General features: G+C 60.1%; 12 protein-coding genes. 11 read left to right on the top strand and 1 reads right to left on the bottom strand.

Going from position 1 to position 12,800, the window contains the following annotated elements; all coding sequences use genetic code 11:
* Positions 1-33 precede the first annotated feature (33 nt).
* A complete protein-coding gene (locus tag J3D54_RS07995; protein ID WP_253417424.1) occupies positions 34-984 on the top strand; it encodes a LysR family transcriptional regulator in 951 nt (316 codons plus the stop codon).
* Positions 985-989: 5 nt separating this feature from the next.
* On the opposite strand, the gene J3D54_RS07990 is transcribed toward J3D54_RS07995, so the two are convergent.
* Positions 990-1,655 carry an NAD(P)-dependent oxidoreductase gene (locus J3D54_RS07990; RefSeq protein WP_253417423.1) on the bottom strand — a complete coding sequence of 222 codons (666 nt, stop codon included), beginning with the start codon at positions 1,653-1,655 and terminating at the stop codon, positions 990-992.
* Between the two features lie 82 nt (positions 1,656-1,737).
* Here J3D54_RS07990 and J3D54_RS07985 point away from each other — a divergent pair, with 82 nt between their 5' ends.
* From J3D54_RS07985 to J3D54_RS07940, 10 genes are all read left to right on the top strand, one after another.
* The gene (locus J3D54_RS07985) at positions 1,738-2,064 is read left to right on the top strand and encodes a DOPA 4,5-dioxygenase family protein (protein WP_253417422.1); all 327 of its coding nucleotides are present in this window, start codon (positions 1,738-1,740) and stop codon (positions 2,062-2,064) included.
* Positions 2,065-2,458: 394 nt separating this feature from the next.
* On the top strand, positions 2,459-3,766 hold the full coding sequence (locus J3D54_RS07980) for a CitMHS family transporter (protein ID WP_018927294.1): 1,308 nt from the start codon (positions 2,459-2,461) through the stop codon (positions 3,764-3,766).
* Positions 3,767-3,851: 85 nt separating this feature from the next.
* Positions 3,852-4,619 (top strand): TerC family protein, encoded by a 768-nt coding sequence (locus J3D54_RS07975; protein ID WP_253417421.1) that lies wholly within the window; start codon positions 3,852-3,854, stop codon positions 4,617-4,619.
* Between the two features lie 213 nt (positions 4,620-4,832).
* Complete coding sequence (locus J3D54_RS07970; RefSeq protein WP_253417420.1) at positions 4,833-6,491, top strand: Na/Pi cotransporter family protein; 1,659 nt, start codon at positions 4,833-4,835, stop codon at positions 6,489-6,491.
* Positions 6,492-6,547: 56 nt separating this feature from the next.
* On the top strand, positions 6,548-7,924 hold the full coding sequence (locus tag J3D54_RS07965) for a pitrilysin family protein (RefSeq protein WP_253417419.1): 1,377 nt from the start codon (positions 6,548-6,550) through the stop codon (positions 7,922-7,924).
* A 240-nt stretch (positions 7,925-8,164) separates the two neighbouring features.
* Entirely contained in the window at positions 8,165-9,193 is a 1,029-nt protein-coding gene (locus tag J3D54_RS07960; RefSeq protein WP_253417418.1) for a DUF5924 family protein, read from the top strand.
* Between the two features lie 53 nt (positions 9,194-9,246).
* Positions 9,247-10,395, top strand: coding sequence for an ABC transporter permease (locus J3D54_RS07955; RefSeq protein WP_253417417.1), 1,149 nt, complete (start codon positions 9,247-9,249; stop codon positions 10,393-10,395).
* The gene (locus tag J3D54_RS07950; protein ID WP_007941535.1) at positions 10,392-11,195 is read left to right on the top strand and encodes an ABC transporter ATP-binding protein; all 804 of its coding nucleotides are present in this window, start codon (positions 10,392-10,394) and stop codon (positions 11,193-11,195) included. Before J3D54_RS07955 ends, J3D54_RS07950 begins: the two co-directional genes overlap by 4 nt.
* A 1-nt stretch (position 11,196) precedes the next feature.
* Positions 11,197-12,135 carry an MlaD family protein gene (locus J3D54_RS07945; protein ID WP_253417416.1) on the top strand — a complete coding sequence of 313 codons (939 nt, stop codon included), beginning with the start codon at positions 11,197-11,199 and terminating at the stop codon, positions 12,133-12,135.
* Positions 12,132-12,758, top strand: coding sequence for an ABC-type transport auxiliary lipoprotein family protein (locus J3D54_RS07940; RefSeq protein ID WP_253417415.1), 627 nt, complete (start codon positions 12,132-12,134; stop codon positions 12,756-12,758). Before J3D54_RS07945 ends, J3D54_RS07940 begins: the two co-directional genes overlap by 4 nt.
* Positions 12,759-12,800: the final 42 nt, after the last annotated feature.

The raw sequence follows: 12,800 nt of genomic DNA, 5'->3' as shown, positions 1-12,800 counted from the left end.
CATGCCAGGCAATGACTAGGATAAGCACAGCTTATGTATGACGCCCTCGGTGATTTGTCTCTGGACCTGCTGCGTGCCTTTGAAGCCGCGGCCCGCCAGCGCAGTTTCACTGCCGCTGCGGTGGAGCTCGGCACCACGCAGCCGGCCATCAGCCAGCAGATCAAACGATTGGAAGAGCAGCTCGCTACACGGTTGTTCGACCGCATTCATCGCGGTATCGAACTGACCGAGGCTGGCGCGATTCTCTTTGAGCAAGTTCAGCTCGGTTTACAGAGTATCGACGTAGGATTGAGTGCGATCAGTGCACAACAGCAGCACGAAGTGTTGCAGGTGGCGACTGACTTCGCCTTCGCCGCGTACTGGCTGATGCCTCGTCTGCACCGCTTCCATACCGCCAATCCTCAAGTGGACGTCAGCCTGGTTACCAGTGAACGCAGCCACAACATGCTGCGCACTGATATCGATGTGGCGGTGCTGTTCGGTGATGGTCGGTTTAAGCAGGGTGAGAGTCACTGGCTGTTCAGCGAAGAGGTGTTTCCGGTGTGCAGCCCACTGCTCTTGAAGGATCGTCCCCTGCCCTTGCCGGCTCAGTCATTGCTGGAGTTTCCACTGCTGCACTTGCGAGGCGAACACAGCAGCAACTGGTTCGACTGGAGCGGTGTGTTTCGCGAGCTGGGGATCACGTCGGCGCCAGCACCGGGGCAACTGCGCTTCGACAATTACACCTTGCTGATTCAAGCGGCGATTGGCGGCCAGGGCGTTGCGATCGGTTGGCGGCACCTTGTAGATAACTTGCTGGCGCAAGGTTTGTTGTGTCGGCCGATTGCCGAGACAGTGATTTCCAGGCTGGGTTATTACGTGGTCCTGCCTCAGCGCAAACGGCGCGGGGCGTTGATTCAAACGTTTGTGGATTGGTTGATGGCGGAACAGGCCAGCAGTGCGCAATCGCTCAATGGCCTTCCTTTGCCATCGATTGCGGTATGAGGGCTTTACGGTTCCGAAGTCGCGACAAAATTCACATGCTGACCAACATGCAGATTCAGCCATAACTCATCGGCAATCCCGACGGCAACGCGGTTCAGCCGTTCCAGCGATTCGGCCAGGCCACGTTCCAGGCTCGTGCTGACGTGGCTGAAATGCTCGATGGACAGCCCCGGCACGCCGCGTGGGGCATTCACCAGGGTCCAGTGCAATGGGCTGCTTTGCAGCGCCTCGCGGATTTCTTCGGCGGCGTCGCGTTGCAATGGGTCGTCTATCTCCGGATCGTCCAGCACCTCGAAATCACCCACCACAAACAGCCGGGCAACGCCTGCGGCCTGCATGCCGTCGATCAGTGCATCCACCGCCAGCACCTGCTCGACCGGGCCGGGTACGATGGATTTCTCGATGTGTTCACTGTTCATTGGCAACCCCGGCGCATCGAGCAGACAGATCACCGCCGAACAGCCAGCCACACTCTGCTTGACCCGCTTGGCATCGAACAGATTGCCGGCCTTGGTGCGCAACCCCGGACGTGGTGCGAGCGCCGTCAGGTCATCGAGAATCGCGATCACTTCATGTTGGCGCCGCAGCATTTGCGCCATCAGCGCACTGCCCAGGCTACTCATGGCACCATAAAGCACTACCTTCACTACCGGGGTTTCGGCGTTTTTCATGGCTGTGCTCCGACGTCCTGCCTATATAACGTGAGACCTGTGGGGAACGGTGTGGGTTCGATCAGGTTTAAAGGGGTTTCAGATGCAACCGATCAAGGGCTACCACGCCCATGTCTATTTCGACGCCAGCACCCTCCCGCAGGCCCGGGCCTTGTGTGAGCAGGCCGCGCAATTGTTTCCACTGAAGATGGGCCGGGTGCATGAACGCCCGGTCGGCCCGCACCCGGACTGGAGTTGCCAATTGGCTTTCGAGCCGCAATACCTTGGCGAGGTGTTGCCGTGGCTGGCGCTCAATCGCAAGGGGTTGGTGGTGTTCCTGCACCCGGATACCGGCAACGATCTGCTCGACCACACCGAACACGCGATCTGGATGGGGGCGATCCGTCCGCTGGACCTGTCTGTTTTCTGATCAGAATTGTTCTTCGGCCTCGGCGGACGGCAAATCGAGCAATGACAGTGGGCGATATCCTGCATGGGTTCGCCCATGTCTTGCTCCTGACCCCGCACCTACAGACTTTAAACCCGCCCGACGACCGGTCGTACATTCGGTCAATGCTTTCATCCGCGAAAGCTGGCTGAAAGCTTCCCCGATTAGGATCGCCTCACTGCCGGCAACAGACCGGTTGGCCAACGCGAGTGTTTTATTGCCCGCCCGGCCCATTTAACAACAACAATGGTGATTCTGATGTCCACTCCTATCCGCCTCTTCGCTGCAACTCCGCCCGTACGTTTCGTGCTTCCCGTTCTGCGCTGACCCAACCGGTTCGCCCATTCCCTAGCCACGCTACGCCTGGAGTATTCCTATGCTGACTTTCCTTGGCTTTGCCATGGTCATCACGTTCATGTTCCTGATCATGACCAAGCGCCTGTCCGCGCTGATCGCCCTGATCATCATCCCGATCATCTTCGCCCTGTTCGGCGGTTTCTCGCCGAAGATCGGCCCAATGATGCTTGAAGGCATCACCAAGCTCGCGCCGACCGGCGTGATGCTGATGTTCGCCATTCTCTATTTCGCCCTGATGATCGACTCCGGCCTGTTCGACCCGGCCGTGCGCAAGATCCTCAAACTGGTCAAAGGCGACCCGTTGAAAGTGTCGGTCGGTACCGCCGTTCTGGCGCTGATCGTGTCCATGGACGGTGATGGCGCCACCACTTACATGATCTGCGTGGCCGCCATGCTGCCGCTCTACAGCCGCATCGGCATGAGCCCGCGGATCATGGCCGGTCTGATCATCCTCGCCGGTGGCGTGATGAACATGACGCCATGGGGTGGTCCGACCGCTCGTGCGGCCAGTGCGCTGCATGTGGACCCGTCCGCCATTTTCGTGCCGATGATTCCGGCGATGCTGGCCGGCGTGGTGGCGATTCTGGCGATTGCCTACGTCTACGGTAAACGCGAGCGTGCGCGTCTGGGTGAGCTGCATCTGGTCGGTGATGAAATCGACCACAGCGAAATCAGCGTTTCGCAGTTCCCGGATGCCCGTCGTCCAAAGCTGATCTGGTTCAACGGCGCGCTGACTCTGGCGCTCATGGGCACCCTGATTGCTGGCCTGTTGCCGCTGCCGGTGCTGTTCATGGTGGCATTCAGTATCGCGATGATCGTCAACTACCCTTGCCTGCAACAGCAGAAGGACCGCGTTGCGGCCCACGCTGGTAGCGTGTTGGCGGTGGTCGGGTTGATCTTTGCCGCGGGTATCTTCACCGGTATCCTGACGGGCACCGGCATGGTCGACGCGATGTCCAAGAGCCTGCTGGCAGTCATCCCGGATTTCCTCGGCCCGTACCTGGCCGTGATCACCGCGCTGGTGAGCATGCCGTTCACGTTCTTCATGTCGAACGACGCATTTTATTACGGCGTGTTACCAGTACTTGCCGAAGCCGCCAGTCATTACGGTATAACCGCGGTAGAAATGGCACGTGCCTCGATCGTCGGTCAGCCCGTCCACTTGCTGAGCCCGCTAGTACCCTCGACCTATCTGTTGGTAGCCCTGGCCGGTATCGAGTTCGGTGACCATCAGCGGTTCACCCTGAAATGGGCAGTGCTGGTTTGCCTGTGCATACTGGTGGCGGCCTTGCTGATGGGGATCTTTCCGCTGTTCAGCACGCTATAAGCCCAAGACTCACCATGACGGGTCCAGGCTTTGCTGTATGAAGCCCGGGCCCTTCGTGGTTTAACACATCCTCAAAGGAATACACATGGAATGGCTGACCAACCCTGAAATCTGGGTTGCCTTCTTCACCCTGACTGCCCTGGAGATCGTTCTGGGCATCGACAACATCATCATGATTTCGATCCTGGTCAGCCGCATGCCCAAGCACATGCAGGCGCGCACCCGGATCTTCGGCCTCGCACTGGCCATGGTCACGCGGATTCTGTTGCTGTTGTCGATCACCTGGGTCATGCGCCTCACCGCAGACCTGTTCGAAGTATTCGGTCAGGGTATCTCCGGGCGTGACTTGATCCTGTTCTTCGGTGGTCTGTTCCTGCTGTGGAAAAGCTCGCAAGAGATGTACCACGCGCTGGAAGGCGAAGACGAAACCAATGAGGAGCCGAGCGGCAAGGGCGGCAACTTCCTCTACACCATTATTCAGATCGCGATCATCGACATTGTGTTCTCACTGGACTCGGTCATCACTGCCGTTGGCATGGTGTCCCACGTACCGGTCATGGTCGCGGCGATCATCGTTGCTGTGCTGGTGATGATGTGGGCTTCTGGCACCATCAGCGAGTTCATCGACAGGCACCCGTCGCTGAAAATGCTGGCGCTGTCTTTCCTGTTGATCGTCGGTACCGTGCTGATTGCCGAGTCTTTTGATGTGCACGTGCCAAAAGGCTACGTCTACTTCGCCATGGCGTTCTCGCTGGCAGTGGAAGCAATCAACATCAAGATGCGCACCGCAATTGCGAAAAAACGCACACAGCAAGAGCCGGTGAAACTGCGCAAGGATGTTCCGGGCCAATAACCCGAACACCCTGCCATGACAAAGGGGCCTTCGGGCCCCTTTGTCATGTCTGCATCAAACTGTTTTCATGACAGTTTTGTTTCAATCGCTTCTTTAGCTATGCGATGCTGGCGTCCAGACCGTTAGCCAACTACAGCTTAAGTACAGAACGTAGAAAAACGCGCGGCACCGTCAACTTGCCCCACTGGGGCGCTACCACCACAGGGGGCCTGTATGCTCACCCTGCTCAATTTGTTATCGGCCGTGGCCTTGTTGATCTGGGGCACGCACATCGTCCGAACCGGCATCTTGCGGGTTTATGGCTCCAACTTGCGCCACGTGATCGGCCAGAACATGTCCAGGCGCTGGCTGGCGTTTATCGCCGGGATCATGGTGACCGCCATGGTCCAGAGCAGCAACGCCACCGCCATGCTCGTCACCTCGTTTGTCGGTCAGGGCCTGATGGCGCTGACCCCGGCCCTGGCGACCATGCTCGGCGCCGATGTCGGTACCGCACTGATGGCGCGGGTACTGACCCTCGACCTGTCGTGGCTGTCGCCGCTGCTGATCTTCCTCGGGGTGATTTTCTTCCTGTCGCGCAAACAGACCCGGGTCGGGCAGATGGGCCGGGTCAGCATCGGTTTGGGGCTGATCATTCTGGCGCTGCAACTGATCGTCGAGGCCGCCACGCCGATCACTCATGCTCAGGGGGTGAAGGTGATTTTCGCCTCACTGACCGGCGACATCTTGCTCGATGCGTTGGTCGGTGCGTTATTCGCGATGATTTCCTACTCCAGCCTGGCTGCCGTCCTGCTGACCGCGACCCTCGCCGGTGCCAGCGTGATCAGTCTGCCAGTGGCGATCGGCCTGGTGATCGGCGCCAACATCGGCAGCGGCATTCTCGCTTTCCTCAGCACCAGCATGCAGAACGCTGCTGGTCGTCAGGTGGCGCTGGGCAGCCTGTTGTACAAACTGATTGGTCTGCTGCTGATCATTCCGGTGCTCGATCCACTGGTGCACTGGATCGACAGCTTCAACTTCAGCGCTCAAGAAATGGTCATCGGCTTCCACCTGATCTACAACACCACGCGTTGCCTGATCCTGTTGCCCAGCGTCGGGCTGATGGCCAGGCTCTGTGCGTGGCTGCTGCCGGAGCGGCCGGACATCAACGGCACGGCCAAGCCGCGGCACCTTGACCCGACGGCGTTGGTGACCCCTAGCCTGGCACTGGCCAATGCCGCCCGGGAAACCCTGCGCATCGGCGATCTGGTCGACAGCATGCTCGAAGCCATGCTCGCCGTACTGCGCGGCAAACAGACAGCCGTTACCCAGGAAATCCGGCGTCTGACCGATGATGTCGAAGCGCTCTACAGCGCGATCAAACTCTATCTGGCGCAAATGCCCCGCGAAGACCTCAGCGAACAGGACAGCCAGCGTTGGGCGGAAACCATCGAGCTGGCGATCAACCTGAAGCTGGCCAGCGACGTGATCGAACGCATGCTGCGCAAAGTTCAGCAGCAGAAAACCTCGCAGCGCCGGTCGTTTTCCGAGGTCGGTCTGGAAGAGTTGGCGGGGCTGCACAGCCAGCTGATTGCCAACTTGCGTCTGGGGTTGTCGGTGTTCCTCAGTTCCGACCCGGAAAGTGCTCGCCAGTTACTGCGGGAGAAACGTCGCTTTCGCGCACAGGAACGCCGCCTGGCCCACGCCCATGTCAGTCGTTTGCACCGTAAGATTGTGCAAAGCATCGAGACCAGTTCGCTGCATCTGGAGCTGATCGCTGACATGAGGCGCCTCAATTCGCTGTTTTGCAGCAGCGCCTATGCGGTATTGGGTACTTCGGACACTGGCGCTCTGGCAGTCGACGATATGGCTGACATCACTCATTCACCCTGAACGTCCACAGTTGCCTGAAGTCTGTAGTAATTACGCTGGTCGTACGGAAACTCGTTATGCGTTGTCTGCTGTTCGCTTGTCTGTTGCTTGGCTCCCTGCCTTCATTTGCCCTGGATCGCTTTCAGGTCGAGGGCTATACGCTGCCCAACGGTCTGCAACTGGTCCTCAAACCGGGCACCGAGCGCGGGCATGTGGCGATTCGGCTGGTGGTCGGCGTGGGTCTGGATGATTTCAGCTGCGCCGACAAGGAGCTGCCGCATCTGCTCGAGCACTTGCTGTTCAGCGGTATCGATGCCACCGGCGAAGGTGGTCTGGAAGAGCGCATGCAGAGCCTGGGTGGTGAGTGGAACGCTTACACCAGCAATGCCGACACCACGTTCGTCATCGAAGTGCCGGCGAAAAACCAGCGTAAGGCCCTCGATCTGTTGTTGGCGCTGCTGACCCAGACCCGTATCGACGACAACGCTATCAACGTCGCCAAGCAGGTGGTCGAGCGCGAAGACGGTGGCCATTATTCGCACCTGCAACGCTGGCTCGATCGCCAGGACCTGGGCCACACCGCCAGTAATCAGTTAGCGGTGGAGCTGGGCCTCAAATGCCCAGAGCGCGCCGAAGTCGATCACCTGACCCGCGAGCAACTGGAGAAGGTGCGCAAAGCCTGGTACGCGCCCAATAACATGACCCTGATCGTGGTCGGCGAGCTCGACCGCCTGCTGCCGGCCTATCTGGAGCGGGCGTATGGCGCGCTCGTAGCCGTTGAGCCTGCCGATCACCTGCCCTTGCCGGCAATCCAGGCCAGCGCGGCCCATGAGCGCACTCTGAGCCACGGTCTTGTCGGTGGCGGCGCCAAGTTGCACTGGCTGGTGCCGGAGCCGGTGCAGGAAGACCAGCACGACGAAACGTTCGATTTGCTCAAGGACTACCTGGATTGGGCGCTCTATCGCCAGCTGCGCCTGGTCCATGGGTTGTCCTATGGACCCTCCGCCGAGCGTGAGGTGTTTGGCGGAGTGGGCTTCATGAGCCTGAACGCCGACCTTGAACGCGGCGACGTGCCGGCAGCTGAACAGGTGCTGGATGAGCTCAAAGCCGATTTGCTCAAGAACGGTCTTGATGCCACCACCTTCGCTCGCCTCAAGGACGCCGCCATCGCCCGCCAGACTTGGGCCGTGCAAGGCAACAGCGCTCTGGCGGATTACTACTGGAGCGCCCTTGGGGACTACGAGGACGGCCATTTCACCAACCCGGCCAAGGCACTGCAAGAAGTGACGCTGGCCGAGGCGAACACGGCGATGCGTGAGTTGCTGCTGCAACCGGGGTATTTGCGGATCGAGAAGCCGCTGATGAGTTATGACCAGTTGATGTGGGCGATTGCCGGGGTATTTGGATTGATGGTGCTTGGGGTATTGGGTTGGCGTGTTCACCGCAGAAGGTAGTTATTTCCCTGTGGCGAGGGAGCTTGCTCCCGCTCGGCTGCGCAGCAGCCGTAAACCGGTATCGGAGATCTACTTGAAATTATGCGGTGGGTGGTTTTAGGGCCGCTTCGCGACCCAGCGGGAGCAAGCTCCCTCGCCACAGGGTTTTGGGTTTGGTCAACGTAACCGGAACCCTCGCCACAGGGCCCCTCGGACGGTACCCTGTCGGGGATTTTTCCCACGACTATTGTGAACCGCCGAATGCCGACTCTGACCCTGTACATACAGCGCATCCTGGAATTGATGAAGCGCTATCCCGGGGTCATCGCGCTCGGCGGTTTCATTTCCGGGGTCGGCAGCTTCATATTGGTGGATCGCCAACAAAGCCTGGCGACCTGGATCACCACCATCATGCTGGTCAGCTGGGTCTGGCTGATGCTGGAAAACAGCCTCACTGAGTTGTTCGCCAAGGTCTTCAAGCGCGAAATACCCCAGCCCCTGTTGCGTTACGCGACGCAGATGATCCATCAGGAAAGCCTGTTCTTCGTCCTGCCGTTCTTTTTCATCACCACCACCTGGAACAGCGGCCAACTGTTCTTCACCGGGTTGTTGAGCATGGCGGCGCTGATTTCGATCATCGACCCGCTCTACTACAAATGGCTGGCGCCGCGCCGCTGGGCGTTCCTGGCGTTGCACACCCTGACCCTGTTCGCGGCCCTGCTGACCGCCCTGCCCGTCATCCTGCACCTGACCACCGCCCAGAGTTTCAAACTGGCGCTGGGCATCGCCATGGTGCTGTCGTTCCCGAGCCTGGCGTCGATCTTCCCGATTCGGACCGTGCGCAATGCGTTGGCGATCCTCAGCATCACCATCGGTATCGGCGCTGTCGGCTGGGTGCTGCGTTCCTGGGTGCCGCCGGCCACCCTGTGGATGACCGATGTGGCGATCAGCACCCAAATGCAGGACCGTACCCCCGGCAAGAGCCTGGAAGAAGTCAGCGCCGAGCAGATTCGTGGCGACGGTTTGTACGCCTACACCGCGATCAATGCCCCGCGGGGGCTGGACGAGCGGATTTATCACGTCTGGATGTTCAACGGTAAAGAGGTCGACCGCATCCCTCTGGATATCCACGGCGGGCGCAAGGAAGGCTACCGCGCCTGGACCCACAAGCAGAACTTCCCCGGCAATCCTGCGGGTAAATGGCAGGTTCGGGTGCTCACCGAAGACGGCCAGTTGATCGGCGTGCTGCGTTTCAAAGTCATGGACAGCACACCCATCAAAGATAAGTAACGCGGTTCGTGCTATTAATCAGGTCTGCGCAATTGCCGAACAAGCAGGAGCTTATGACCAGCAGCACAACGCCCGGCAGTGCCCGACTGGACACCTCCCACAGCCCTGCCCTGCTGCGGGTCACGGGTGACTGGACGCTCGCCCATTACGCCGACCTCAACCACCTGAGCGAAAAGCTCCGTGGCCAATACGACAACAACACCCCCATCGACCTAAACGGCCTCGGTGCCCTGGATACGGCGGGTGCATCGCTGTTGGTGGAGTTGCTGGGTTCCGAGCGTCTGGGCAAGTCCGCCGAACACCCTGATTGCACCCTTTCCTCCGCCGATCGCGCCTTGCTGCAGACGGTGTATTGCTCGCTGACTGATTTCTGCGTGCCGATCAAAGAGCCGGAAATCAGCGTCGGCATTCAACTGCTGGCCCGTATCGGCCGCGCGGTCGATGCGGTCTGGCAGGACAGCCTGCAGGTGCTGGGTTTTGTCGGCCTGATCCTGCAAACCATCGCGCGCGGGCTGTTTTGTCCCAAGCGCTGGCGCCTCACGCCGATGGTCGCGCACATTGAGCAGACCGGCCTCGACGCCGCTCCCATCGTCGCCCTGCTGACCTTTATGGTGGGCGCCGTGGTAGCGTTTCTCGGCGCGACCGTGCTGGCGAGTTTCGGCGCGAGCATTTTTACCGTGGACCTGGTGGCGTTCTCTTTTCTGCGGGAATTCGGCGTGTTGCTCACCGCGATCCTGATGGCCGGTCGCACCGCCAGTGCGTTCACCGCGCAGATCGGCTCGATGAAGGCCAACGAAGAAATCGACGCGATCCGCACACTCGGCCTCGATCCGATGGAGTTGCTGGTGGTACCACGTGTGCTGGCGTTGTTGGTAGCGCTGCCGATGCTGACCTTTCTGGCGATGTTGTCGGGGATTGTCGGCGGTGGTGTGGTCTGCGCGCTGTCACTGGATATTTCTCCGGCGATGTTCCTGTCGCTGCTGCAATCGGACATTGGCGTTCAGCACTTTCTGGTGGGGATCGTCAAAGCGCCGATTTTTGCGTTCCTGATTGCCGCCATCGGCTGTCTCGAAGGCTTCAAGGTCAGTGGCAGTGCCGAGTCTGTCGGTGCACACACCACGTCGAGTGTGGTGCAGTCGATTTTCGTGGTGATCGTCCTTGATGCCGTGGCTGCATTGTTTTTCATGGAGATGGGCTGGTGAGTCGTCTACCCCGAGCGCCTACCGAGGCGGTGATCGAAGTCCGTGGGCTATGCAATCGCTTCGGCCGCCAGAGCGTGCACGAGAACCTCGATCTGGATTTGTATAAAGGCGAAATTCTTGCGGTGGTCGGCGGTTCCGGCAGCGGCAAATCGGTGCTGTTGCGCAGCATCGTCGGCTTGCGCCAACCCAGCGAAGGGCTGGTGAAGGTCTTCGGCAAGAACTTGCCGAGCCTGTCGGAGCACGAGCGCTCGCTGGTCGAACGGCGCTTCGGTGTGTTGTTCCAGAAAGGCGCCCTGTTCTCTTCGCTGACGGTGACCGAGAACGTCGCCCTGCCCCTTATAGAACATGCCGGCCTGAGCCGTACCGACGCCGAGCACCTGGCGGCGGTGAAACTGGCATTGGCCGGATTGCCGTTATCAGCGGCCGACAAGTACCCGGCGTCACTGTCTGGCGGCATGATCAAGCGCGCCGCCCTGGCCCGGGCGCTGGCGCTGGATCCGGACATTCTGTTTCTCGACGAACCCACCGCCGGCCTCGATCCAATTGGCGCGGCGGCGTTCGATCAGTTAATCCTGACCCTGCGCGATGCGTTGGGTTTGAGTGTATTTCTGGTCACCCACGACCTCGACACGCTCTACACCATCACCGACCGGGTGGCGGTGCTGGCGCAAAAGAAAGTACTGGTGGCGGATGCCATCGATAAGGTTTCGGAAACCGACGACGCGTGGATTCACGAATACTTCCATGGCCCTCGCGGCCGCGCGGCGCTGACGGCCGCTAACCAGCTCAATGAGGTCTGACATGGAAACCCGAGCCCATCACGTATTGATCGGCCTGTTCACCGTCATGGTGGTGGCAGGCGCCCTGCTCTTCGGTCTGTGGCTGGCCAAGTCCAGCGTCGACACCGAATTCAAGGATTACGAAATCGTCTTCAATGAGGCGGTCAGCGGCCTGTCGAAGGGCAGTGCCGTGCAGTACAGCGGGATCAAGGTCGGTGACGTGGTGACGCTGCGCCTGGACCCGAGCGATCCACGCAGGGTGTTGGCGCGCATCCGCCTGGGCGGAGACACCCCGATCAAGGAAGACACCCAGGCCAAACTGGCACTGACCGGGATCACCGGCACCTCGATCATTCAGCTCAGCGGCGGCACGCCACAAAGTCCGAAGCTCAAGGGTAAGGACGGCAATTTGCCGACCATCGTGGCATCGCCCTCGCCCATCGCCCGATTGATGAACGACAGTAACGACCTGATGACCGGTGTGAACGTGTTGATGCAGAACGCCAATCAGATGTTTTCTTCGGAAAACGTCGAGCGCATCAGCAAGACCCTTGAGCATCTGGAGCAAACCACCGGCACCATCGCCGACCAGCGCGGCGACATCGGTCAGGCCATGCAGCAACTGGCGTCGATCGGTAAACAGGCCTCCGCCACTCTCGAACAAACCGCTGCGTTGATGCGCAACGCCAACGGCCTGCTCAACGATCAGGGCAAGCAGATGTTCGGCAGTGCCGAGCAAGCCATGAAGTCCCTGGAACAGAGCAGCGCGACCATCAACTCATTGCTTACCACTAATCAGGATTCCCTCAACAACGGCATGCAGGGCCTCAATGGCCTGGCACCGGCGGTGCGTGAGTTGCGCGATACCTTGAGCTCGCTACGGACCATTTCCCAGCGGCTTGAAGCCAACCCCAGCGGTTACCTGCTGGGCAGTGACAAGAACAAGGAGTTCACGCCATGAAGCTGATCCCACTAGCCTTGGCTGCTGGTTTTGCACTGACCAGTGCCTGCTCGATTCTGCCCAAGTCCGAGCCATCCGATGTCTACCGGTTGCCCTCGGCCCAGAGCAGCCCGCCGGCCAATCACAGTGCGATGTTGCACTGGTCGTTGCGACTGGCCAAGCCACAGACCAGCGAAGCCCTGAACAACCCGAAAATCGCCGTGATCCCCCAGGGAGACCTGATCAGCAGCTACAAGGCTTCACGCTGGAGCGACCCGGCGCCGGTGCTGCTGCGCAATCGTCTGCTCGATGGTTTCCAGCGTGACGGTCGGGTGCCGTTGCTCAGCACCGATGACAGCAATCTCCAGGCGGACCTGGAACTGGGCGGCAACCTGCAAGCGTTCCAGACTGAATATCAGGGCTCTGCGGCGAGTGTGGTCGTGCGGCTGGATGCGTTGTTGGTGCGTGGGTATGACCAGCGCATCCTCGCCAGTCGGCGCTTTGAAGTGCGTCAGCCGCTGAGCGATGTGAAGGTGCCGGCGGTAGTCGCCGGGTTTGGCCAGGCCAGCGACCAGCTGACGGCGCAGGTGGTGGCCTGGACGGTGGAGCAAGGTCAGAAAGTCGCGCCGCCGCCGAGACCTTGAAGCCACCACTGAACCCCTGTGGGAGCGGGCTTGCCCGCGATG

This window comes from Pseudomonas sp. GGS8 (assembly GCF_024168645.1).
In the GTDB taxonomy this organism is placed as follows: Bacteria; Pseudomonadota; Gammaproteobacteria; order Pseudomonadales; family Pseudomonadaceae; genus Aquipseudomonas.
This window is presented reverse-complemented; position numbering and strand designations above follow the sequence as displayed.